The sequence below is a fragment of the Pengzhenrongella sicca genome, from assembly GCF_017569225.1.
GTDB classification, from domain to species: domain Bacteria; phylum Actinomycetota; class Actinomycetes; order Actinomycetales; family Cellulomonadaceae; genus Pengzhenrongella; species Pengzhenrongella sicca.
In genome coordinates this window covers 1,977,506-2,000,413 of record NZ_CP071868.1, presented here as the reverse complement: position 1 = coordinate 2,000,413, position 22,908 = coordinate 1,977,506, and the positions used below count along the sequence as shown (strand labels likewise).

Below are 22,908 nucleotides of genomic sequence, written 5' to 3'. Positions count from 1 at the left end.
AGACCGGGGCCCGACCATTCCAGCGCGCCGCGGGCGCTCCTACGGTCGCCGAGGGATCGTTGGTGCTGCTCGGTCTCGGTTGATGGATGCAGGGCTCGCCCGGGGAATGAGATCGATGGCGGTTTCTGCGATGCCCTGCAACTGGCTGGAGCCGGTCCCTGCCTTACCGAGTGCCTCGATGCCTCGCAGCACCGCGAGCACGAGGCAGGCGAGCCGGTCAGCGTCGGCCGATTGGTCGATGTCGACATTGCGCTGCGCGGCGCGGATGTCCTGGGCCAGGGCCGACGTGATGCTCGCAAGGGTTCGACGAGACCGGGCGGTAACCCCGGGCCGGGACACGTCGTAGCGGCGGGCGGCCAACGCGCCCGGCCACCCCTCCTCCACGATCAGACGCGCCCCGCGTAGCCGGCGACGCGCAGTCAAAGGAGCGCTAGCGTGGGACGCAAAGACCTCCTGGTCGTCGGGCGGAATCTCAGCAGCTCCACTGCACGACCGGAGGTCTTCGCCTGTCCACGACCCGCTACCGCGCGTGGCACACTCCCTCAACCAACGTCCGTGGGCAGTACAACTAGTAAGCTCAATCCCCTCGGGCACGTGAAGGGCCGACGCCGCATCCGAACGTCGCTTACGGGGCCTGGTCGTTCTACAGCATCCGACGGATCCTGCCATAGACGTCGAGCTGGGCAGGGTTGTAGAGGTCGCCCAGGGCCTGGCGGATGGTTCTTTCGGTGAATGCCGCACCGTGCAACGTTCGCGATCCGCGGTCACTCATCCAGGGGTAACGACTGATGAGAGCGCTCAACTGCGGCGCATACTGCTCCGCGAGCGTCTGGCGTGTCGCCTCGTCCGCATCCGGCGGCAGTGCGTCGAACTCCCCCGCGGCGGAGTTTGTTCTCATGTCGACCATGTTTTGGCGGAGATCGCGCAACTCTGCGAGGCCGAAGACCCGTGAGTAGACGAGCAACATAGATCGATCCGTCTCGGACAAGTCCGCAACCAGAGGGCCGAGGCCGGCCGGCATGTCCGTCGACGATCGCTGCCCGAGAAGCAGCGAGAGCTCGGCTCTCACGCGGCTCAACCGCGCGATGGTGACCTTCAGTTCCTCGTCCAGTTCTCGTAGCGCGACATCCGGGTCGACGTCAACCCTCCCCATCGCCGCGATCTGTGCGAGCGGCATGCCGAGGTCCGTCAACCGAGTGATTCGCAGCAGACTCACAAGGTGACGAACCTCGTATTGCTTGTAGCCGTTAGACGCTCGATGGGGCTCGTCGAGAAGCTCGATCTCGTGGTAGTGCCTGATCGCCTTGACGGTCGTACCCGCTAGCTTGGCAAGCTGCTTCGTGCTCCACGCCATGGTGAGACTCCCCTGCCACGCCGGCGACAATTCGGCTCGACCTCGTCACGATTGTAGGGCGACGCCGTGGGCGACTACGAGGAGGCCCTCTGACGTCACCGTAGGTGACGACGAAGTGTCGGCCTTGGTCGGCGGCGGTGCTGCGCTGGTCGCGTCAACTGCGTGACGACGCTCGATTCGGCGTAGTATCCGGGCACTTCGGGTTCAGGCGGTCCATCGCGGCCGCCCGCGACAGCATGAACGACCGCACCTGCCAGCCGACGCGGCGTCCCGTCAGGAGTGACCAACTGTGGCGGCACGCCCTCGGGGCACTCGGCACCTCCCACCTGGTCCAGGAGCACCCGCGCACCGGTTCGACGATCGATCGCCGAGAACTCAAACAAGCCGTCCTCGGTGATGTGGATGGAGAACACCGGCGACCCGTCCTGGTCGAGCAGAACGTTCTCCATTGGATCGGTCTGCTCATGCTGGAGGGTCGTTTCACCCGTGGCGACCTCGATGAGGAAGAGGTCGGTCGAGGCGGTTCGCTTGTTCATTGCGACAGTCATGCTGCCCGGGTGCGACGGCAAAGGGGCTCTTCGCAATCGAGGGTGTAGCGGCGGTCTGATCGCGGGCGGCGCGTCGGTGTCTGGGTAGAGGTCGAGGCCTTCCGATGATGGGAGTTCTCACACAGCCCAGCCGGAAGACCTCGACGTGTTCGAAACTACCTTCGGTGACCCTGACTTGACCACGTTCACTCGCGTCGACGAGCTCGGTCTCGTCGTCGTCGGCCAACGCCTCGAGCCCGACCGCGCCGTGCTGTCCTGCCGGGTCGCCGCGCAGGACCAGTGGTGTCGCCGGTGCGGGGCCGAAGGCGTTGCGCGGGACTCGCTCGTGCGCCGGCTCGCGCACGAGCCGTTCGGGTGGCGCCCCACCGTGCTGGAAGTCCGGCTGCGCCGGTACCGGTGCCCAGGCTGCGCACACGTGTGGCGCCAAGACGCCGACGCTGCGGCCGAGCCCGGGCGAAGCTGTCCCGGCGCGCGGTCCGGTGGGCGTTAGAAGCACTGGTGGTCCAGCATCTGACGGTCGCGCGGATCGCGGAGGCGTTGGCGGTGTCGTGGAACACGGCCAACAACGCGGTCCTGGCCGAAGGACAACGCCGGCTCATCGAGGACCCGACCCGGTTCAACGGCGTGGCCGTGATCGGCGTCGATGAGCACGTGTGGCGCCACACCCGCCGCGGCGACAAGTTCGTCACCGTCATCATCGACCTCACCCCGATCAGGGACGGCACCGGGACCGCGCGGTTGCTCGACATGGTGCCGGGCCGCTCCAAACAGGTCTTCAAGACCTGGCTCGCCGAGCGCCCCGAGGACTGGCGGGCGCGGGTGGAGGTCGTCGCGATGGACGGGTTCACCGGCTTCAAGACCGCCGCCGCCGAAGAGCTACCCGAGGCCGTCGCAGTCATGGATCCCTTCCACGTCGCGCGTCTGGGTGCAGACGCGATGGACCGGTGCCGGCGCCGGGTCCAGCAAGACCTGCACGGTCACCGCGGGCACAAGGACGATCCGCTCTACCGGGCGCGGCGCACCCTGCACACCGGCGTCGACCTGCTCACCGACCGGCAGCGGGCCCGGCTCGAGGCCCTGTTCGCGGCCGACGAGCACGTCGAGGTCGAAGCCACCTGGGGCGTCTACCAGCAGATGGTCGCTGCCTACCGCCACCCCGACCGCCAGCACGGGCGAACCCTGATGGAACAGCTGATCGCCTCGGTCAGCTCCGGCGTCCCCGCCGCGCTGCGCGAGGTCATCACCCTCGGACGGACCTTGAAGAAGCGAGCCGCCGACGTGCTGGCCTACTTCGATAGACCCGGCACGAGCAACGGGCCGACGGAGGCGATCAACGGCCGACTCGAACACCTGCGCGGCTCAGCCCTGGGGTTCCGGAACCTCGCCCACTACATCGCGCGCAGTCTCCTGGAAACCGGTGGCTTCCGACCCCAACTACACCCTCGAATGCGATGAGCCGGCAAAGGGTCAGCGCCGAAGACCCGCGACCCGGGCGGCAGAGGTGAAGAGTTGACTGCCGGCTCGTCCGGTCTGCAGAGGTCGACCCGGTGCAGGCGCCCGTCCTCGTAGCCGTCGGCGTCCTGAAGATAATTGCGTCGGCCCGTTAGCCGGTGTGAGATGGGCGATCCGCGCTCCGTCCGGAGAGATCGACGGACTGGCGGCTACCGGATCTGCGAAGAGCTCCTAGACATCGATCAGGCGGGGTGGGGAACTGTGATTTCCTTGCGACGTCATGCGTACTCCTTCTCAGGACTCTTGCTGGCGTCGGACCGGCACGGGAAGCGGGTCAGAGTGCGCACGACAACTCGCCGACGGGCAGTTCGAGGTCGATGAGGTACGCCGCGGCGATCTCGTCCACGCACGGGCTGCCGCCCGATGAGACGACGGTGTGGCCTTCGCCCTCAACCGTCAGCAGAGTGCTGCCGAGCGAGTCGGCGAGGCTGACCCCGTTCGAGTGCGGCGTGGTGGGGTCGCCCGTGATCGACACGACGAGCGTAGCGGGAAGCCCTTCAATGTCCTGCGCGATGGGAATGTTCAGCTCGCCGGTCGCCGGCCAATCGGCGCACTGATAGCGGGCTTCCTTGGTCACGTCGGTGCCCGGGTCCATGAACGGCGCCTGCTCGTAGGCATCCGCGCGCAGCTGTGCGAGGTCGCCGGACGAGAGCATTGTTTCATCGACGCAGTTGATCGCCATGAGCGCCTCTAGGCTGCCGTCGGAGGTATCGGCCTCGACCTCAAAGCCGCCTACGCCGTTCGCGAGTTCGAGCAGCTGGTCTCCACGTCCCTGCTGCACCTCCTGTAGGCCGGCGACGATACGCGGCCACGAATCGGGCGAGTACAAGCCGCCCATCACGCCGCCGAGAGCAGTCTCAAAATTGAGCTCCGCGTCCAGCGCGGGTACCGGACTCTTCCCGAGCGGCTGAACGATGGCTTGGAACGCCGCGGTCCATCCGGCGGGGTCGGTGCCCAACGGGCAGTCTTGCTGCGTCGCGCACGAGGCTGCCATAGCGTCGAATGTCGCCTGAAATCCGCTGTAGGACGCGGGCAGTCGATCCTGCAGCGGCATCGTGGGATCGAATGCTCCGTCGAGGATCATCGCCCGGACGTTCTCGGGGAACTCCTCGGCGTAAACCGTGCCGAGGCGCGAGCCGTAGCTTTGTCCGAGGAAGTTGAGCTTGTCCTCGCCGAGCGCCTCGCGGAGCACGTCCATGTCGTGAGCGGTGGTGCGGCTCCCCACGTTCGCGAGGGCCTCCATGCCTCCCGATCCCTCAGCGCACCGCTCGACGAGAGCACGGGTGTCTGCCTCGGTGAGCGCCGGCGCGACTGTGCCGAGGCGTTCGAACACCTCATCGCCCGCCGTCTGGTTGTCTTCGGAGTAGCAATCAACGGCCGGCTTGGTGGCGCCGACCCCGCGGGGGTCGAATCCGATCAGGTCGAAGCGCTCGGTAATCGCGCTCTCCGCCATTGTCACCGATGCAGCTATCGTCGTGAGAAGTCCGGCTACTCCCGGGCCGCCCGGGTTGTAGAGCAACGAGCCCATCGATTCGCCCCGGGCAGCGATCCGGACCACTGCAACCGACGCTGTCTCGCCTCGAGGGTCGGAGTAGGCCAACGGCACCTCGAGCCGTGCGCACTCCGATTCGGGCGAAAGCGGGAAATACTTCTCGTCGAGCGCCGTGACCGCGTAGTCTCCGCATTCCTCCCACGTGAGGTCCTGCGAGTAGAACCTATCGAGCGCGCCCTCTGCCGTGGCGCCTTCGGTCTTCGGCGACGCGCACCCAGCCAACGCGACTAAGAGCGCTCCCGACACCGCGACAGCTGCCACCCGACGCCATCCACTGAATCTATTAGTCGACATCTGTTCTCCTTGATCTGGAGCGACGCCGTCAGCGGCACCGCGGCTTTGAGGTTGGGCGAACTCTTTGCTCGACCGAGGGCTCGCGCGAATGGCCTGGGAACCATGGGGACCACTAGAAACTGTGACCTCGGGCCAGGGTCAAGTCCGACCGCGTCCCCACCCCCGAAGCCGCTGCACATCGCGACAATGATCCCGCGCGCGTTGCGGAACTGATCGTTGCCGGCCCCGTGAAGACGTTTTTCGTTGCTTTCCGCCCGCTGACGAGGGGACGCCGGGGTGCTCTCGCCGCTCATCGTTCAGAACTGGACCTCCAACGGCTAGCCGGTTGACTGTGCCCCAAGGTCACAGGTTTGACTCGACGAATGACCTCCCCCACCGTTCGACACGTTCGAGTTCGCCTCGCCACGCTCACGCTCGCCGGATTGGGACTGACCGGGTGCGCGGCGGTGACTTCGCCCGCCGCTTCGAGCTCGCCACCAACCCTCTCGTCGGCCGAAGGGTCTGCGCAAGCGGCGGGCGAATTCGCGAACCTCGAGGAGAAATACGATGCGAGACTCGGCGTCTATGCCCTGGATACGGCAACCTGGGCCGAGGTGGCGTGGAGAGATGACGAACGGTTCGCCTACGCGTCCACTGTCAAAGCTATGGCTGCTGCGGCCGTGCTCGACACAGTGGGACTGGCCGGATTGGCGAGAACTGTGCCGATCGACGCGGCCGACATTGTCACGTATTCCCCGGTCACCGAGCTCCACATCGGCGGCACAATGACACTGGGCGAGATTGCTGAGGCCGCAATCACCGTCAGCGATAACACCGCCGCCAATCTCATGTTCGATGCGCTCGGTGGCCCCGCCAGCCTTGGCGCAGCGCTGATCGAACTTGGCGATGAGACCTCGGTGGTCTCGCGCGCCGAACCGGATCTGAACGAAGCTCTGCCCGGCGACGATCGAGACACGACCACGCCGCGAGCATTCGCCGCCAACCTCGATGAGTACCTGTTCGGCGATCGACTCACCGACCCTGAGAAGTCCCAACTGGAGGCATGGCTGATCGCGACGCAGACAGGTGATGCCTTGGTCCGCGCCGAGCTTCCCGCGGACTGGATCGTCGGGGATAAGTCCGGGGCAGGCGGGTACGGCACCCGAAACGACCTGGCCCTCATTCGCCCGCCCGAGCGCGCGCCGATCATCATCTCGGTCATGTCCAGACGTGCCGAGCCGGATGCCGAGTATGACGACGCACTGATTGCGGAAGCGGCCGCGGCCGCGATCGCCGCCCTCGACGCGGTGGATGAGCAATGACCCGGTGCCGAAACTGAAGCCGCGCCCTCAGCGCATGGCCGCCGACAGATCGAGTCGGCCATCCCGATGCGGCCGCCCACCCCGACCGTGGGCCGGGGCGTGGTCACGATGTCGATCGTGGTCGGCCCCCAGGCGCAGCATGACGGTGACTTCGCGCCGGCGAGCTCGGGCGGCACCGAGTACCGGTTGCCGCGGAAGGACTCCAACGCCTGCGCTGAGACCGTCCGCTCCACGGCCTGCGGCGGGGAACCGAGCCGGGACCGGACCAGCCGTACGGTCGCGGCCAACGCCCAGATGGTGGTCTTGCCGGTCTGGGTGGACCGGACCCGGGCGTCCCCGCAGCGGGCACGGACGCACCACGACCCCGTACTGCTTGGCGACCCCCGTGAACGACGCGCTCACACGCCCGGTCCTAGGCGAGATGACGGTCACCATCCGGTCGCAGCGCCAGTCCCGGGTGATCCCGCCTGAGGCGCGGGCGATACGGTCCAAGCCGTCCACGAGGTGGGGCTGGTCCTCGGAATCACACAGCACCCGCGCCACAGAACGAGTTACGCCTTGACGAGCGCCCCGGCGGCGCAAGAGATGGGCGGGGGCGCGCAACGCCTGGGGGATGCGGGCCGAGGTCGAAGGGTCTCCTTCACTCGGGGGCTTGCGGCTCACCGAGGTGGTGATCTCAGCCGCCACGAGGCGTAGCTTCACGTTGCAGTTCTTCGACCAGTGGCGGACCGGCGCACGGGCCTCGTTGAGTCACCGCGAAACTGTCTTGGATGGTTGAAAAGTCTCCACTTACTCGTCGCGAATGGCTGATTTTGATCGTGCGCAACCACGGCAACCGCTCCCCCGGCACTCGCTCCTTCGCAGGTCACCGCCGCAAATCGTCAAGGACAGTAGAGATCAGACTCCGCCCGCTGATCTCGATCCAGTGTGGGTTCGAATCCCACTCGGGGCACTAGAAATAGGCTTTGAAATGCAGGAACGCTCGTGGAGGTGGTACGGACCACTCAGAGATTCTGACCTACTCGTCGTTTACTCGTCAGAAATGAACTTCTCTCACCGAGCACCTCCTGACCACCGGGGCCGCGTGTACCAACGGCTGGGCCAGCGCGACCGCCGTGTCACCTGGACTCCTGGACGCCCATACGCAGATCCACCCGGTATCTGGCCGGGCCTCCTCACCACCCCGGTCCCACCCGGCCACACGCCACCAAGACTCCCCGCTTGTGTGGCGGCACAGCGTGGTTCGTGATCACCCTGTCGCGGTGGTGATAAGCCTGTCGTTACCTCGGTGACGGCCAGCCGGCTCCTACTACCTGACGTACGCCGCTTCAGCCGCCGAGCAGTCCCCCGAGCCCGCCGCTTCGGCTGCTGCTGCTCTGGGTCCCGCCCTGGACTACCGACTCGCTCGGCTGGATGAGGACATAGCCCTGACCGCCAAAAGCCATCTGGATGGTCTCACCGTTGCCGCCGCGCAGCAGGGATTTGAGGCCGCCGGTGTCAACCCGGACGTCCATGGTCACCCCCGAGGTCCACATGACGACAGCCTGCGCGTCACCGAAGGTCGGCGCGCTCGCGACGTCCAACGCGACTGGGTCGCCTTTCGTCGTGATGGCGACGTATCCCGTGCCGCGCATAGACACGTTGAACAGTCCACCAGCCATCATTGCGCCGTTGGCGTGGATGCGGTGGATGTCCCACTCGATGGAGGAGGAGAACGCGAGGACGTTGGCGCCGTTCACGGAGATCGCATCATCCTCCAGATACATGACCTGGATCTCGGAGGCGACGTCCGCGATGAACAGCTCGCCCGCACCGGTGCACTGCATCATGTCCACTCCCTCGCCGGTCAGCTTGGACTTGACGAACTTGTCCAGACCGCCCGAACCGGTGTTCGCGAAGTGGACGTCACCCTGGTAGGCGACCATCGAACCGGTCTTGGCCCACACAGGACCGAAGCCCATCTGGACCTTCAGGAGCTTCTTGTTCTGGAGCGAGAAGGGGTCTTGGGAGGTGTTCTCCCGGAACTCCTGGAACAGGGAACCGTGAACGGCCATCGCTGTCGTCTCCTCGTGCCTCGTGTCCGCGGCCCCGAGACCGGACCGATCCTGACTGTACCGAAATGTTCCGGTCTGTGTAGTCTGATTCGAAGATGAACGCGCAGATCAACGCTGGTCCGCGCACCCTCTGGCGGAGGAACTGACATGGGCTTCTTGGACAAGGCAAAGGCCGCGGCCACCGACCTTGCAGCGAAGGCTGACACGGCGTTGACCAACTCGGGACTAGGTGCACCGAGGCCTCCAGGTGCTGGTGATGCGGACAAGTACTTCCGCGACCTGGGAGTCCTGACGTACCTCGAGGCGACCGGGCGCGCTGCTGGACCCGAAGATCATGTGCGGGTGATGACGGCTCTACAACAGCTGGATGAGCACGGTGCGCTCCGCTCGTTCGCGCTGCACACGTCTCCGCCGCCGGCGCCCGGGGCAGCCAGCACGGGGAACCAGAGCGCGTTCCCACCGCCGCCCGGAGCGGCCGGTTCGCCGGCGCCGCCGCCCGGCGCCGCACCGCAATGGCAGGCTCCGCCGGCCTCTCCGCCCCCGCCACCCTCGTGGATGACCAAGGACGGCGACGCATAGTCGGTCGGACCCCGCACAGGTCGGGCGCCATGGCGCCCCGGCCCTTGAACGAGGCTGATCGACCGCGGCCGCTCTGGCCGCGCCGATGAGGCCGGCGCCCCGACGGTTCGGGTGGGACCCGTCATTGATCATCCCCGGCACGAACTGTCGTCCCCGGCCTGCTCGAGATCCCGGGCGTCGGGCCTGTCGCTGGCGGTGCCGTGCTCTCCGCTTGGTCCTACCGCGGACGCATCCGCACCGAGGTCGGCTTCGCCGCCCTGGCTGGCGCAGCGCCACTGCCAGCTTCGTCCGGCAAGACGGTCCGTCACCGGCTATCGCGCAACGGCGACCGCCAGCTCAACCGCGCCCAGGACGTCAGCGCCAGAATCCGTATCTTCGACGACGCGCCAACCGCGCCTACGTCGAACGCCGCACCGCCGAGGGCCAAACGCGACGCGAAATCGGGACTGTCTGGCGCATCATCACTCTCAAGCTCACGCCAGGCGCTCTCTTGTCGGAGAACGAACTCGCGGCCGAACTCGGCATGTCGCGAACACCCATACGTGCCGCGCTCATGCTCCTGTCCCAGGAAGGACTGGTTCAGATCTTCCCGAGGATCGGCTCATTCGTCTCGCGCGTCGACCCTCAGCGTGTCGCCGATGCGCAGTTCCTTCGGGAGGCAGTCGAACTGGCGTCACTGGACGACGTTCCAGCCGAACCTGATGCCGAGTTGACGAATCAACTCGGAGAGAACCTCGCCCAGCAGCAACTTGTCGTCGAGGGCGACTACGAACAGTTTTTCTTGCTTGACGAACACTTCCATCAGTGACTCATGCGCTTGGCTGGACACGACGGCACCTGGCGGTCCGTGGTAGCCGCGAAGGGGCACTTGGACCGCGCCCGACGCCTTGGACTCAACGAAGTCGGCAGCGTCCGGGTCTTCGTCGAACAGCACTCTGGCGTCCTCGATGCGCTATTGCGCGGCGGCGCGGAAGAAGCTCGACCACTCATGCGCAAGCACCTCCGTGAGATCTTCGACGACATCGAACGCGTCCGCGCGCACTCGCCGGAATTGTTCGCCTCCAACGCCGGGATTCCGCCACGAAAAGGCGTCGCCATCTGGGCCTGATGCTCCTCGTCGTCCTCCTACTTATCGGGTCATAGCGCGAGTTTGAAGCCGCCAGATGCTGAGGGAGCCCGCTCGGTCGCCGTCGTGTGCTCTGGGTATCGCGCGCAGACTTGGCGTGCAACTACGCTCGCCGGGTGGACGCCAAGCCGTGGGTTGTAGTCCTGACCGGTGCGCCTGGGTCGGGAAAGTCTTCGACCGCACAAGAGCTCGCACGGCTCTGGGGTGCGGCGGTACTTGACCAGGACGCGATGACGAACCCGTTGGTCGATGTCGTGGCCGGGCTTGTTGGCGCACTGGACTACGACGACGCTCGTCTGGTTGAGCTCGTGCGTGCTGCCCGGTACGCCTGCCTGCTCCGGGTGGCGGCCGACTGCGTATCCGCAGGGCTCCCCGTCGTCCTCGTCGCGCCTTTCACCTCGGAGCGGCGCGAGCCGGAAGCATGGTCTCGGCTCGAAGACGAGGTGTCCGCTTTCGGCGGTCGGGCGCGACTCGTGTGGCTGAGGATCGATCCGCAAACGCTGATCACGAGACTGCGTGGCCGCGCGGCAGCAAGGGACACCGAAAAGCTGCGGGATGCGGAAACGTACGTCGCGAGCCTCGACCTCGGGGCGCCCGCATCGCCGTGCGTCGAAGTGGACGCCACGCTGCCCTGGTCCGAGCAGGCCGTCCGGATCCGATCCGCGCTTTCCTAGTCGCCGTGCCCGTGCACACCCTCAGCGGGGCATGCCGGGTGTGGACGCTGGTGTGATCACGAAGCGGGGTGACGGCCGCCACGTACAGCGCCGCTCGAGGCTCTGAAGTGCAAAAAGAAGCCGGGTGGGTGTTGCCCGCCAAGCACTCCTGATGCCCGGTGCGCTCACTGTGGTTCGCCAACTCGAGGCGCGAAACCGAGGGCGATGAGCGCGGAGCGAGCGGAATCAGGCGGCTCAGCGCGCACGGAAGAGACTTTCGAAACAACCCTTGACATCGTTGACATGCACCCGACATAGTTCTTCTCGGCACGACATGACAACGATGACATGGCTCGATGGAGAGGGATGCACACGATGGCGAACGTCAGCATCGAAGCGTCTCCACGGCTCTCCCACGTGGGACGTCCGCCACTGAAGCTAGGTGTGGGCGCATGAGTCTGGCGAACGGTGAACCGACTCTCAAGGACGTCGCGCGGCTGGCCTCGGTCAGCGCGAAGACGGCGTCGCGAGTGCTCAATGACCACCCGAGCGTCTCCGACGCCACGCGGGCTGCGGTGGTCCAGGCCATGCAGACGCTCGACTATCAGCCCGACGAGGCAGCAAGATCCCTGCGCGCGGGTACTGACCGGTTGGTCGGGGTGGTTGTCGACAGCATCGGCGACGTGTTCTTCGCTCAACTAGTCGCCACCATCGAGGCGGTACTTGGCGACGCGGGTTACCGGGTGCTCATTGCTTCGAGCAACCGTGATGCGCGGGCGGAGCGCGACACGGTGCAGAACTTGGTCCAGCGCCGTTGCGCGGGTGTGATCGTGTCACCGACTGGTCGGGACTCGCTGGTCGGAGTGCGACTGCGCGGGATTCCGGTCGTGTTCGTCGACCGGGTGGGCGACCTGCTGGGCGCTCAGTCCGTGGTTGCTGACGACTTCGGTCTGGCCCGATTGGCAACGACACACCTCATCGAACACGGGCACCGGCGCATCGCCCTGCTCAGCGACCAACCCGTCGTCGAGACCACTCAGCGCCGTCATGAGGGCTTCCGCGCCGCCATGGCAGAGGCCGACCTTCCCGTGGACGACCAGCTGGTCCGGTCAGACTGCCCGGGTGCGTCGGAAGTCATGCGCGTCGTCGCGAGCCTGCTCACGCTCGACAATCCGCCCACCGCCCTGATCTCGACCAATACGCGACTTTCGCTCGGTGTCGTCCCAGCGCTGCATCAGCACGGGCGGACTGACATCGCCTTCGTCGCTTTCGGCGACTTCGCGCTAGCGGAAAGCCTGTCCCCTGGGGTCACGGTCATTGACCACTCGCCAGAGGCCGTCGGGTCCGCAGCTGCACAGACGCTGCTGGATCGCCTGCGGTCGGCGACACCCGACGCCCTAAAGCCCATCACGATCGTTCCCGCGCGCCTCATCGAGCGGGGTTCAGGGGAACTTTCACCGAGGACGGCGCCATCGGATCGCCGCACACCACCCATCAAGGAGGAAGCATGACCACCGCAACGAAGAGGTGCGCCACGGCACATCGGAGCCTCCCGGCGGGCCTGGGCGAAATGCTGGTGCAGGAATGAGCAGCGCGTCCATCTATGAGGCACGCGACATCGTTCGCCGCTACGGATCGGTGACGGCGCTCGAGGGAGCGAACTTCGACGTCCGGCCAGGGGAGATCTCCGCGCTGATCGGTGACAACGGCGCCGGCAAGTCCACGCTCGTACGCATCCTGGCCGGCGCGGAGCAGCCGGATGACGGTTCGATCCTTTTCGAGGGAGCACCAATAGCCCTCGCGAACCCCGCGGACGCCCGTTCCCGTGGCATCGAGACCGTCTTCCAGGATCTTGCGTTGGCCAACCACCTGGACCCGATCCAGAACCTGTACCTGGGCCGCGAGCTCATGAAGCCCGGGATCATGGGGCGGCTCGGATTCATGCAGCGTTCCAAGATGCGCGACCACGGCGTCGAGGCATTCGCCGGACTCGGAGCCACCGTCCGCAACTTCAGCGGCTCGGTCACCGGGATGTCCGGCGGTCAGCGCCAGGCGATCGCTGTCGCCCGCGCCGCGACGTGGGCCAGCAAGGTGATCTTCCTCGATGAGCCGACCGCCGCGCTCGGCGTCGTTCAGACCAAGGGTGTGCTCGACCTCGTCCGCCGCATCCGAGACACCGGACTCGCCGTGGTGCTCATCACCCACTCCATGCCGCAGGTTCTTGAGGTCGCTGACCGCGTGCACGTCTTGCGACATGGCAAGCGGGTCGCGGTCTACCAGGCCGATCAGACGAACGTCGAAGAGCTTGTCGGCGCCATGACTGGCGCCCTGGACGGAAGGGAAGCAGCATGAGTGTGCGAACAGAGGTCCCGAAACCATCAGCCCCGGGACCCGCTGCCGCGAACCGTTCCGCGGCGTCCCGGCTCAAGGATGCTCTGGCCGCACAGTCGATGCAGATCGTCCTGGTCTGGTTGGCGATCGTCATCGTCTTCAGCGCGCTGAGCCCCGATGCCTTCTTCGACTCGGCCAACTTCCGCAACATCGCCATCAGCGTCTCGATTCTCGGCGTGCTCGGAGTCGGGACGACTCTCATCATCATCACCGGCGGAATCGACCTCTCGATGGGCTCGGTCCTCGTGTTCAGCGGGGTCGTCTCGTCGATGGTCATGGAACGCATGGGGGACGGCCAAGGCTGGGACGTCGCCGCCGCCGGCATCCTTGTCGCCCTGGCCTCCGGGTTGGGATGGGGACTGCTCAACGGCTTCCTCGTGGCCAAAGCCAAGGTCCCCCCGATGATCGTCACCCTCGGGACCTTCGGAGCCGCCCTCGGCCTCGCGCAGGTGCTCACCGGCGGCATCGATCTGCGGGCGGCACCGGACGTCCTGGTCGAGAGCGTCGGCTTCGGTGACATCCTCGGCGTCCCGAGCCTGGTCATCATTGCCACGGTCGTCGTGACGATCGGCATCATCTCCCTGCGCAGGACCCGATTCGGCCTGCTCACCTGCGCGATCGGGTCCAACGCCGAGGCATGCCGCCGCGTCGGCATCAACGTCGACCGCCAACTCATCAAGGTCTACGCCGTCGCCGGGCTGCTGGCCGGCCTGGCTGGCCTGCTCAACCTGACCTTCTTCCGATCGACGACCATCGCGGGCCACAGCCTCACCAACCTCGATGTCATCGCAGGCGTCGTCATTGGCGGAACGAGCTTGTTCGGCGGGGTGGGCACGGTGTTCGGCACAGTCATAGGTCTCCTGATCCCCGCCACGCTGCGCAACGGGTTCGTGATCCTCGGCGTCCAGCCGTACTGGCAGCAGGTCGTCGTGGGCGCATTCCTCATCACCGCCGTCTATTTCGACCAGGTACGTCGAGCTGCCGCCACCCGCGGGGGCTCGCGAACCAAGTTCTTGCACCGCGTTCTCAACCGCAACCGAAAGGACATCTAGAGATGAAGGGACACCCGGAAATGCGTCGTAACCGAGTTCTGATCGCTGGAACCGCGCTTGTCCTGGCGAGCGGTCTCGCCGCTTGCTCGTCGGATGAGACGGATTCCACCGCCGGCGCATCCGAGGGAGGCGATATGGATATCGCTTTCATCCAGGGCGTGATCGGCGACAACTTCTACATCTCGATGCAATGTGGCGTCGAGGCAGCTGCCGAGGAGCTTGGCGGCATCAACGTCAGCGTCCAAGGGCCCCAGAAGTGGGATCCTGCCCTGCAGCAGCCGATCGTGGCTTCCGTGACCGCGACGAAGCCAGACGCGATCCTGATCGCTCCCAATGATGTCAGTGCCCTCCAGCGCCCACTGGAGGAGGCGGCAGAGGCGAGCAAGATCGTGCTGGTCGACACGACCATCGAGGACCCGTCAATCGCCGTGTCGGAGATCTCCTCAGACAACGAGGGCGGTGGCGCGGCAGCGTTCGACGCCATCAAGGAACTCGTGCCGGCGGGTGGACGTGTTCTGGTGATCGACAACCAGCCGGGGATCTCGACCTCCGACGCCCGGGTCAAGGGCTTCGAGGATGCCATCGCCGCAGATTCGGACTTCGAGTATGTCGGGGTCCAGTTCGCACAGAACCAGCCTGCCAAGGCCGCTGACATCGTCACTTCTTCGTTGCAGAAGTACCCGGACCTCGCCGCGATCTTCGCGACGAACATCTACAGCGCCGAGGGTGCCGCCACGGGAATCGCGCAGGCGGGTGCCGCCGGCAAGGTCCAGGTCGTCGGCTTCGATGCCGGCCCGGCGCAGGTCGAGGCCCTCCAGGACGGAACCGTTCAAGCGATCATCGCCCAGCAGCCCTACGACATCGGCTACCAGGGTGTGGAACAGGCGCTGGCCGCGATCAACGGCACGGCGACGGAGTCCAAGATTCAAACCAGCTTCACCATCATCACCAGCGAGAACCTCGAGTCCGAGGAAGGCCAGGCCGCGCTCTACGCGTCGGAATGCTGACGCGGGTCGCTTGACCGCGGCCCGGCTCTCGGGTTCGCACTGAGCGGACCGCCAACAGGTTCGCGCAAGTCCCGCTCGAGGTAGTCGCCCCCTGGACGGGGCGGCTACCTCGAGCGGCGCCAACAAGAAGGGGAGCCGCACTCGTGAACAAGCTCGTCGCAGGACTCGACCTGGGGAGCACGGGCACCAAGATCCTCGTGGCTGACGTCCACGGGATCGAGCTGATGATCCGCCAGCGGCCCACACCGTGGCGCGACGGGCCCAAGGGCACCACGAGCATGAACGCCGAAGATTTGCTCGCCGTGGTGAAGGCGCTCCTCGACGACGTCGCGCAGAGCCTTCCCGACGTGACGGGCGATCCGACCGCTCGAATCGAGTCCCTCGCGGTGTCCGGCATGGGCGAGACGGGCTTCCTCCTCAATCACCTGGGCCAGGTCGCCGGCCCCGCGTTCGCGTGGTTCGACCCCCGAGGCACGGAGCAGGTCGACGCGCTGCCGGCACGGCTGCGTGCAGAATTCGCCGGACGGACCGGGCTCCCGTGGGGTGTCCAGGTGCCGGTGGCGAAGATCTTGTACCTGCGGGACCGTGGCCTGTCCCTTGGCGGACTGAGGTGGAGCAGTCTGCCCGAGTTCGTCGTCGGGGCACTTGGTGGAAAGGCCGTCAACGAGTTCTCGCTCGCTTCACGAACCGGGCTGTTGGACCAGGACACCGGACGACCGTGGCCTGAGATGCTCGCCCACCTCGGGGTCGACGGCACGTTCCTTCCGGAGCTCGTCGACGCCGGGACCCACCTAGGCAACGCTTCAGCGAGTTGGCTGCCGCCCGCGCTCGCCGGTGCGTCTTTGACGGTCGCCGGGCATGACCACCTTGTGTCCGCGGTCTCGGGCGGCGCCATCGCGGGTGACCGGTACCACGTGTCGATGGGGACGGCTGAGGTACTCCTGCGAGTCATCGACACTCCGCTGTCGTTCGAGGCGCGCGACCGGCTGGGGTCGGCGCTGATCAATTGCGTCCGCCACGTTGTGCCGGGCCATCACGTTCTGGTCGCCGGCGTGAAGACGGGCCTCTTGATGCGCCGGGCCCTGCAGCTCTTCGGCATCTCAGACCTCGACGGGCGGAACAGGCTGGACGCCGACGTCGTCGCGCTCGACCGGCGGTCTGCGGTGGCCGACGGTGGCATCGAGGTGCGTGGGGCGCGCAACGATGACGGTGTCCTCTCGCTCACCATCCGGGCCGACGGCGTCACCCCCGCCGAGGCGTTTCAAGCCATCCTGCAGCACGGAAACGACGAGATCGGGCTGCTCATCGAGGCGATGGACCGGGAGGTGTTCCCGGCTCGGTCGACTTTGCTCACCGGCGGATGGGCGAGCATGCAGTCCGTCCAGAACGCACGATCGACGGTCATGCCGGACGTCACCATTTCCGAACGCAGCCAGGACACCGCCTATGGCGCCGCGCTCTTCGCCGCGCGCCTCCTGCTAGCCCGCAACGACGGACTTGGCGGACCACAAGAACCCGACGGTGGCACCGACCAGGTGTCCCGGCACAAGACCCCCCCGCACGACGACAGGAGACAGCACAATGAATGAACTCACTACTCTCGAGCGCCGCGCTATGGCGTCTATCTGTACAGCGGCTGGGAACATGCTGATCGTGGCAGCCGACCAGCGCAACGGCATGAAAGCGGTCATGAACTGCCCCGACGGTCCCGGGGCGATAACGAAAGAGGAGCTGGCGGACGCCAAGGCCGACCTGGTCCGGTATCTCGGGAACCACGCGCCAGCCATTCTTCTCGATCCCGAAATTGCGTTGCCCGCGTTGGTGGACGATGGGACCCTCGGACGGGACACCGCGCTCGTCGTCGGGCTGGACGCATCGGGCTTCGAAGAGGTAGACGGCCTTCACTACACGAAGTTCGTTGCCGGGATGACGCCGCGCACGGCCCGAGACATGGGCGGTGACGCCGCCAAGATGCTCTGGTACGTACGGTCGGACCGGCAGGGCCCGGACTCGCGAGTTGCCGACGAGATGCGAGAACTCATCACGGCGTGCACACAGGAAGGTCTACTGCTCATCGTCGAACTCCTCACCTACCGGCTCGAGGACGAGAGCCCATCCGAGTACGAGTCCGCGTTCCCGACGCTCGTGACCGACGCGGCTGCGCTGGCGGTCGCGTGCGGCGCCAAGGTTCTCAAACTCCCGTACCCGGGTTCTGCGGAGGCCTGCGCCGCGGTGACCAAGGTCGCCGACGGCGTCCCGTGGGCCGTCCTGTCCGCTGGCGTCGACCACACGACGTTCATCGAGCAGGTGGCGACGGCGGTCGCCAACGGTGCCAGCGGAGCCATGGCGGGCCGGTCGTTGTGGAAGGACAGCCTCGCGATGACGCACGATGGGCGACGTTCGCTGCTCACGGACCGAGCACTCCCCCGGCTGCGCGAGCTCGCGGCGACGGTCGACGGGTCAACGACCTCCTGACGACTCTGTCCGACCGATGGAGCAGACTCCGCGGGCGCCGACCGGACCTTGCGGTCGGCGCCCGCCGGACCTCGGCTACGGACGGGTGGTCACCGGGAGTCGGCAGGAGTCGCGCTCGACCAGCGTTGCCGCGAGAACCTGACGTCGTCGAAAGCGCTTGGCTGGGTGCGCGAGCCGATCCAACAGCCGGTTCACGGCCATCTCGGCGAGGACGTGCGGGTGCTGGTCCAGGATCGTCACGGCCGGCTCGAGGACGTCGGACATGGGGAAGTCTCCGAACGAGACCACCGCAAGCCCGAGGTTGCGCAGCAGGGGTGCGAGCGCGATCGTGCAGCGCGCGTTCGAGCTGAGCAGAGCGGTCGGCGGCTCGGGCAAACACGCCAGGGTCTGCACCGCCAGGGCCGCCCCGCCTCGGGTCGCGCCGTCCATGACGACGAGCTCCGGACTCCACGGACGCTCCGCTTCGTGGAGTGCGCGCCGGTACCCCGTGAGCCGGGCCGCCGTGGTCGCCAGGCTCAGGGTGTCCCCCAAGAAGGCGACCCGACGATGCCCGTGGGCAAGCAGGTGCGCCGTGCCGTCAAACGCGCCCTGCTCGTCGTCGGTCGTGAAGGAGTCGACTGCCAGCCGCGTGGGCCGGCGGTCGATGAAGATGATCGGGGCTTGGTCGACCCACGGCAACAGGTAGGACTGATCGTTGGTGACAGGCGCCATGATCAAGCCGCTGAGTCGTCGGCTCATGAGTGCCTCCACCCGGGCCCGCTCTTGCGACGGGTCCCCGCCGATTCCAGCGACAACCGTCAGCATGTGGTGCTGAGCGGCGGTGCGGTCGACCTCCCGCACGATCGCGGAGAAGTACGGGTCGCCGATGTCGGGGACGGCGATGCCGATCACGGCGGACCGGCCATCACGGAACGTGGTGGCGAGGGTGTTGGGCAGGTATCCCATCCGGCGGATGGCCGCCTCTACCCGGTCGCGAGTGTCCGGCGCCACGTGCGGGTCATTGTTGTGGACCCGCGACACCGTCTTGACGGAGACGTTCGCCTCGCGCGCAACATCCCGCATGCGGACCACCGGTGTCTCCTCATCTACGTTCGCTCCTGGCGACACGCGGGAGCATCATGCCCCGACGCGGCGGAGACCTTCGTGTGCGACTGTGCTGCCACCGCACTCTGTCCGGCCAGCGCAGCTGTCGAATGGCGCTATCGACAGGTGTACCCGCCATCGATGGGCAGGTGCGCACCGGTGATCATTGACGCGCCGTCGCTCAGCAGGAAGACAACGGGTGCCGCCACCTCGTCCTGGGTCACCCAACGCCCGAGCGGCATCTGCTCGAGAAAGGGGCCCCCAATTTCCGGCCGACCCCAGTAGAACTCGGACATCTCGGTCATGACGACGGACGGGTGGACGCTATTGACCCGGATGTTGTACTTGCCCAGTTCAAGCGCACTCACTCGAGTGATGTTGTCGACCGCCGCTTTGGACGATCCGTACGACACATGGTTCTGTAGCGCGACCAACGATGCCTGGCTGGACACGTTCACTATTGCGCCGCCGACGCCGAGCCGGATCATCGTTCGGGCGGCGTACTTCGTCACCAGGAGCGTCCCGCGGGCGTTCACGGCCATCACCCGGTCGAAGACGTCGATGTCCGTGTCCATGGGGGATGCAATCTCCCCGCCGAACCCTCCGCAGTTCACCACGCCCCACAAGTCGAGCTCACCGAGGGCAGCCGCGATCTCCTCCTCCGAAGTGAGATCGAACGGAGCGATCCGGCATCCTGTCTCGGCCACGATCCCAGCGAGGGAAGCGGCATCGCGGTTGCTCGCTACGACGTCGGCATTGGCCGCGACGAGCTGGCGAACGATGGCGCTACCGATGCCCCCGGCCGCTCCGGTCACCAGAATGCTCCTACCGCCGAAATCGGTCATGGCGAGATGTTCCTCTCGAGTCAGTAGAGATCGCCGGACGACCGGAAGGCACCGGTGCCGGTCGTGCGCCGCCATCGTGTCACAACCGGGACGTCGTGTCACCGGTGTCATCGATCGGTCTTGACACCGGTGTCATGGGCTTCTAGGGTCCCTTTCGAGCCTTGTCGCGGAGCGCGGGCGCGAACCGCGCCGAACGCTTCGCGCAGCACCTGTCCGCCGTGCCAAAGGAGGCAGCACCATGGATCGGACCGCACTCACCGAACTCGAGCCCGTTCCGGCGACGGTCGCGGATCTAGTGACACGCGCTGAGGCGCTGGCTGCGGCGAGCTCGCGAACCGTCCTCGGGATCGTCGGTGCTCCCGGGGCGGGGAAGTCGACCTTGTGCGCAGCGCTCGATGAGGCCCTTGGCGCCCGAGCCGTGGTCGTGGGCATGGACGGCTTTCATCTGGCCGATGAGGTCCTCGTTGAGCTCGGGCGTCGCGCCCGCAAAGGAGCCCCCGACACGTTCGACGTGGCCGGCTACGTGTCGTTGCTGACGCGAATGCGGCAGGCCGAGGAAGACGTGACCTATGCGCCGCGATTCGACCGAGCCTTAGAGGCGTCGATCGGTAGTGCCGTCGCGGTGCCCCGAACGGTGCCTCTGGTGATTACCGAGGGCAACTACCTTCTATACGACGAGTGCGGCTGGGGCGATGTGCGCCCCTTGCTCGACGAGGTGTGGTTCCTCGACCTCCCGGTTCAAGAACGCGTGCGCCGACTCGTGGCCCGCCGCCTCTCACACGGTGACACCGCTAACCACGCGCATTCCTGGGTCACCGAAGTCGACGAAGCCAACGCATCGCTGATCCTCACCGGCCGCGAAGCTGCGAACCTCGTCGTCCGCCTCGTCCGCCTCGTCGCCGCGAAGGCGTGAGCCCATCCCTCCCGACCTGCTCACCAAGGAGATCTCATCGTGACGCCACTCGACCCGACCATGCTCGACACGCTCGACCCGCGTGTCCAGGTCCCCTCCTACGAGCGATCGGCCGCGACGACTGGCGTCGTGCACTTCGGCGTCGGCGGATTCCATCGTGCACACGAAGCGCTCTACCTCGACTCGATCCTGTCGAACGGAGACCTGAGCTGGGGCATCTGCGGCGTCGGTGTGATGGCGCAGGACGCCGCCGCCCGAGACGCCTTCAACGCGCAGAGTGGCTTGTACACGCTGGTCACCGTTGCACCCGACGGCACGCAGAACGCACGAATCGTGGGAAGCCTCCTCCATTACCTCTTCGCGCCGGACGACCCGAACGCCGTGGTGGAGGCACTCGCCGACCCACAGACCCGGATCGTGTCGCTCACCATCACCGAGGGCGGGTACGAAGTGAACAACGCTTCGGGGGTGTTCGAGCCCACCAGCGAGTTGACCCTCGCTGATCTCTCCTCCGGTGGGCCGCCGTGCAGCGTCCTGGGCTACCTCACCGCAGGACTCCGCACGCGGCGAGATCGCGGGATCCCGGCATTCACCGTCCTGTCGTGTGACAACGTCCAAGGCAACGGCCACGTCGCACGTGTGGCGCTTACGTCGTTCGCACGCGCCCTGGATCCCGGCCTTGCCGACTGGATCATGGAGAACGTCGCCTTCCCCTGCTCGATGGTCGACCGCATCACCCCCGTCACCACCGACGAGACCCGCCGCGCGATCGGGGCAGAGTTCGGGATCCAGGACAGGTGGCCGGTCCGCTCCGAGAGCTATCTGCAATGGGTTGTCGAGGACACCTTCCCGCTGGGACGCCCCGATCTGGCCGCCGTCGGTGTGCAGCTCGTCGCCGACGTCGAATCCTACGAACTCATGAAGCTGCGACTCCTGAACGCCTCGCACCAGGCGATGAGCTATCTCGGCCTGCTCTCCGGGCACGCCTGGGTGCACGACGCATGCCGGGACCCCCTGCTCGTCGCCTTCTTGAGGCGGTACATGACCACCGAAGCAATTCCCACCCTCAGCCCCGTCCCCGGGGTGGACCTCGGCGCGTACTGCGACCAGCTCATCGCGCGCTTTAGCAGCGAGGCGGTCAAGGACACACTGGACCGGCAGGTGGTCGACGCCTCCGAACGCCTCCCGAAGTTCCTCCTGCCAGTACTGCGCGAACAGCTCAAGCGAGACGATGCCATCGAATGCTGCGGGCTGGTCCTCGCGGCCTGGAGCGTGTACCTCGAGTCGGGTCTCGGCGCTAACGGACGAACGATCACCGACCAGCGCCGTGACGCTCTCCTCGAGTTCGTTGCGCAGGAAAGCGGCAACCCCGGCGCGCTGCTCGACTTTGCACCTGTCTTTGGCGAGCTCGGCACAAACGAGCGCCTGCGAACGACCTACGTCAACCTCAGAGCAGCTCTCCTAGCGAACGGCGCCCAAGCCGTGCTGACCGAGATGGGTGCCAACTCCTGACGTAGACCCGTGCCCCGCTTCACGCCACCGCCTGACACGCCAGCCGACGTCCACGGGTCGGGCAATACTCCTCGACGCGAGGGAGGTCGGGACCCACGACGCCTCTTCTACGCTGATCTCCTGACCCGCCGACGACGGGCCACCGGCATGTCCAACATCCGCACCACGCGAACGGGACCTCATGAACATCGTGCTCGGGTACATCACCACCGCACCCGGTTTGGCCGCGCTGGACCGCGCCATCCACTACGCCCGCCTCGAAGGCGCGCACCTCACGGTCGTCAACACCGGTAAGGACGGCAACTACGCGGACCCGGTCTTCGCCGAGGAACGCGACATCGACGCCCTGGACGCCCGGCTCACGACCGCCGGGATCGAGCACGATATCCGCAGACCGGGCGACGGCCGCCCGGCAGACGTCAGCATCCTCGCCATCGCCGAGGAGATCGGAGCAGACCTGATCGTGATCGGGGTACGCCGTCGATCGCCCGTGGGCAAGCTGGTCACCGGGAGCACCGCTCAAGCAATCATCCTCGGAGCCGAGTGCCCGGTGCTGGCCGTCAAACCTCGAGCGTGAATGCGCCGGAGCGGAGGGAGGAGACAGCGCCGAACTCCGCGACACCCCACGACAGAACCGTCGCGGGAGTGCTCCTGGAG

19 protein-coding genes and 3 pseudogenes are annotated in these 22,908 nt (G+C 66.6%); 15 read left to right on the top strand and 7 right to left on the bottom strand.

Translation table 11 applies throughout. The annotated features are described in order from the left end of the window. Window positions 1–39 precede the first annotated feature (39 nt). The 3 genes from J4E96_RS09180 to J4E96_RS09170 form a co-directional block, all read right to left on the bottom strand. Window positions 40–384 (bottom strand): hypothetical protein, encoded by a 345-nt coding sequence (locus J4E96_RS09180; protein WP_227425861.1) that lies wholly within the window; start codon window positions 382–384, stop codon window positions 40–42. Between the two features lie 259 nt (window positions 385–643). Then, window positions 644–1,354 (bottom strand): helix-turn-helix domain-containing protein, encoded by a 711-nt coding sequence (locus tag J4E96_RS09175; protein WP_227425440.1) that lies wholly within the window; start codon window positions 1,352–1,354, stop codon window positions 644–646. Between the two features lie 95 nt (window positions 1,355–1,449). Further along, on the bottom strand, window positions 1,450–1,890 hold the full coding sequence (locus tag J4E96_RS09170) for a hypothetical protein (protein WP_227425439.1): 441 nt from the start codon (window positions 1,888–1,890) through the stop codon (window positions 1,450–1,452). Window positions 1,891–2,047: 157 nt separating this feature from the next. On the opposite strand from J4E96_RS09170, the pseudogene J4E96_RS09165 reads away from it, so the two are divergent. Then, a pseudogene (locus J4E96_RS09165) lies at window positions 2,048–3,357 on the top strand (ISL3 family transposase). A gap of 331 nt (window positions 3,358–3,688) precedes the next feature. Here the strand turns inward: J4E96_RS09165 and J4E96_RS09160 are convergent. Further along, the gene (locus tag J4E96_RS09160; protein ID WP_227425438.1) at window positions 3,689–5,227 is read right to left on the bottom strand and encodes an alpha/beta hydrolase; all 1,539 of its coding nucleotides are present in this window, start codon (window positions 5,225–5,227) and stop codon (window positions 3,689–3,691) included. Between the two features lie 395 nt (window positions 5,228–5,622). Here J4E96_RS09160 and bla point away from each other — a divergent pair, with 395 nt between their 5' ends. Continuing rightward, a complete protein-coding gene (gene bla / locus J4E96_RS09155; RefSeq protein ID WP_227425437.1) occupies window positions 5,623–6,561 on the top strand; it encodes a class A beta-lactamase in 939 nt (312 codons plus the stop codon). 1,328 nt (window positions 6,562–7,889) lie between these two features. On the opposite strand, the gene J4E96_RS09150 is transcribed toward bla, so the two are convergent. Further along, complete coding sequence (locus J4E96_RS09150) at window positions 7,890–8,615, bottom strand: AIM24 family protein (RefSeq protein WP_227425436.1); 726 nt, start codon at window positions 8,613–8,615, stop codon at window positions 7,890–7,892. A gap of 779 nt (window positions 8,616–9,394) precedes the next feature. Between J4E96_RS09150 and J4E96_RS20405 the strand changes: the two are divergent. The 10 genes and pseudogenes from J4E96_RS20405 to J4E96_RS09100 form a co-directional block, all read left to right on the top strand. Beyond that, window positions 9,395–9,481: pseudogene (locus tag J4E96_RS20405) on the top strand (hypothetical protein); the annotation flags it as partial. 26 nt (window positions 9,482–9,507) lie between these two features. Continuing rightward, window positions 9,508–10,002, top strand: a complete 495-nt coding sequence (locus J4E96_RS20180; RefSeq protein ID WP_406620455.1) for a GntR family transcriptional regulator — start codon at window positions 9,508–9,510, stop codon at window positions 10,000–10,002. A gap of 3 nt (window positions 10,003–10,005) precedes the next feature. Beyond that, window positions 10,006–10,140, top strand: a pseudogene (locus tag J4E96_RS20175) (GntR family transcriptional regulator); the annotation flags it as partial. Window positions 10,141–10,436: 296 nt separating this feature from the next. After that, a complete protein-coding gene (locus tag J4E96_RS09130) occupies window positions 10,437–10,994 on the top strand; it encodes an AAA family ATPase (RefSeq protein WP_227425434.1) in 558 nt (185 codons plus the stop codon). A 431-nt stretch (window positions 10,995–11,425) separates the two neighbouring features. Further along, a complete protein-coding gene (locus J4E96_RS09125; protein WP_227425433.1) occupies window positions 11,426–12,484 on the top strand; it encodes a LacI family DNA-binding transcriptional regulator in 1,059 nt (352 codons plus the stop codon). A 73-nt stretch (window positions 12,485–12,557) separates the two neighbouring features. After that, window positions 12,558–13,325 (top strand): ATP-binding cassette domain-containing protein, encoded by a 768-nt coding sequence (locus tag J4E96_RS09120; protein WP_227425432.1) that lies wholly within the window; start codon window positions 12,558–12,560, stop codon window positions 13,323–13,325. Between the two features lie 98 nt (window positions 13,326–13,423). Further along, window positions 13,424–14,416, top strand: coding sequence for an ABC transporter permease (locus J4E96_RS09115; RefSeq protein ID WP_227425431.1), 993 nt, complete (start codon window positions 13,424–13,426; stop codon window positions 14,414–14,416). Window positions 14,417–14,418: 2 nt separating this feature from the next. After that, window positions 14,419–15,423: an ABC transporter substrate-binding protein gene (locus tag J4E96_RS09110; RefSeq protein WP_227425430.1), complete on the top strand. Its 1,005-nt coding sequence runs from the start codon at window positions 14,419–14,421 to the stop codon at window positions 15,421–15,423. 143 nt (window positions 15,424–15,566) lie between these two features. Further along, window positions 15,567–17,012, top strand: coding sequence for an FGGY-family carbohydrate kinase (locus J4E96_RS09105; RefSeq protein ID WP_227425429.1), 1,446 nt, complete (start codon window positions 15,567–15,569; stop codon window positions 17,010–17,012). Further along, window positions 17,005–17,898 (top strand): hypothetical protein, encoded by an 894-nt coding sequence (locus J4E96_RS09100; protein ID WP_227425428.1) that lies wholly within the window; start codon window positions 17,005–17,007, stop codon window positions 17,896–17,898. The genes J4E96_RS09105 and J4E96_RS09100 overlap by 8 nt, the downstream gene beginning before the upstream one ends. Window positions 17,899–17,973: 75 nt before the next feature. On the opposite strand, the gene J4E96_RS09095 is transcribed toward J4E96_RS09100, so the two are convergent. Continuing rightward, the gene (locus J4E96_RS09095) at window positions 17,974–18,960 is read right to left on the bottom strand and encodes a LacI family DNA-binding transcriptional regulator (protein WP_227425712.1); all 987 of its coding nucleotides are present in this window, start codon (window positions 18,958–18,960) and stop codon (window positions 17,974–17,976) included. Between the two features lie 137 nt (window positions 18,961–19,097). Next, the gene (locus J4E96_RS09090; protein WP_227425427.1) at window positions 19,098–19,826 is read right to left on the bottom strand and encodes an SDR family oxidoreductase; all 729 of its coding nucleotides are present in this window, start codon (window positions 19,824–19,826) and stop codon (window positions 19,098–19,100) included. 238 nt (window positions 19,827–20,064) lie between these two features. Here J4E96_RS09090 and J4E96_RS09085 point away from each other — a divergent pair, with 238 nt between their 5' ends. From J4E96_RS09085 to J4E96_RS09075, 3 genes are all read left to right on the top strand, one after another. After that, on the top strand, window positions 20,065–20,739 hold the full coding sequence (locus J4E96_RS09085) for a nucleoside/nucleotide kinase family protein (protein WP_227425426.1): 675 nt from the start codon (window positions 20,065–20,067) through the stop codon (window positions 20,737–20,739). A gap of 39 nt (window positions 20,740–20,778) precedes the next feature. Continuing rightward, window positions 20,779–22,251, top strand: a complete 1,473-nt coding sequence (locus J4E96_RS09080; protein WP_227425425.1) for a mannitol dehydrogenase family protein — start codon at window positions 20,779–20,781, stop codon at window positions 22,249–22,251. A 181-nt stretch (window positions 22,252–22,432) separates the two neighbouring features. After that, window positions 22,433–22,828 carry a universal stress protein gene (locus tag J4E96_RS09075; protein WP_227425424.1) on the top strand — a complete coding sequence of 132 codons (396 nt, stop codon included), beginning with the start codon at window positions 22,433–22,435 and terminating at the stop codon, window positions 22,826–22,828. The last annotated feature ends 80 nt before the right edge of the window (window positions 22,829–22,908 follow it).

What these genes read in the sequence shown, in the direction of transcription:
- J4E96_RS09175 (WP_227425440.1), bottom strand. Translation starts at nt 1,354, where the DNA reads ATGGCGTGGAGCACGAAGCAGCTTGCCAAGCTAGCGGGTACGACCGTC.
- J4E96_RS09170 (WP_227425439.1), bottom strand. Translation starts at nt 1,890, where the DNA reads ATGAACAAGCGAACCGCCTCGACCGACCTCTTCCTCATCGAGGTCGCC.
- bla (WP_227425437.1), top strand. Translation starts at nt 5,623, where the DNA reads ATGACCTCCCCCACCGTTCGACACGTTCGAGTTCGCCTCGCCACGCTC.
- J4E96_RS09150 (WP_227425436.1), bottom strand. Translation starts at nt 8,615, where the DNA reads ATGGCCGTTCACGGTTCCCTGTTCCAGGAGTTCCGGGAGAACACCTCC.
- J4E96_RS09125 (WP_227425433.1), top strand. Translation starts at nt 11,426, where the DNA reads ATGAGTCTGGCGAACGGTGAACCGACTCTCAAGGACGTCGCGCGGCTG.
- J4E96_RS09120 (WP_227425432.1), top strand. Translation starts at nt 12,558, where the DNA reads ATGAGCAGCGCGTCCATCTATGAGGCACGCGACATCGTTCGCCGCTAC.
- J4E96_RS09115 (WP_227425431.1), top strand. Translation starts at nt 13,424, where the DNA reads ATGCAGATCGTCCTGGTCTGGTTGGCGATCGTCATCGTCTTCAGCGCG.
- J4E96_RS09110 (WP_227425430.1), top strand. Translation starts at nt 14,419, where the DNA reads ATGAAGGGACACCCGGAAATGCGTCGTAACCGAGTTCTGATCGCTGGA.
- J4E96_RS09100 (WP_227425428.1), top strand. Translation starts at nt 17,005, where the DNA reads ATGAATGAACTCACTACTCTCGAGCGCCGCGCTATGGCGTCTATCTGT.
- J4E96_RS09095 (WP_227425712.1), bottom strand. Translation starts at nt 18,960, where the DNA reads ATGCGGGATGTTGCGCGCGAGGCGAACGTCTCCGTCAAGACGGTGTCG.
- J4E96_RS09090 (WP_227425427.1), bottom strand. Translation starts at nt 19,826, where the DNA reads ATGACCGATTTCGGCGGTAGGAGCATTCTGGTGACCGGAGCGGCCGGG.
- J4E96_RS09085 (WP_227425426.1), top strand. Translation starts at nt 20,065, where the DNA reads ATGGATCGGACCGCACTCACCGAACTCGAGCCCGTTCCGGCGACGGTC.
- J4E96_RS09075 (WP_227425424.1), top strand. Translation starts at nt 22,433, where the DNA reads ATGAACATCGTGCTCGGGTACATCACCACCGCACCCGGTTTGGCCGCG.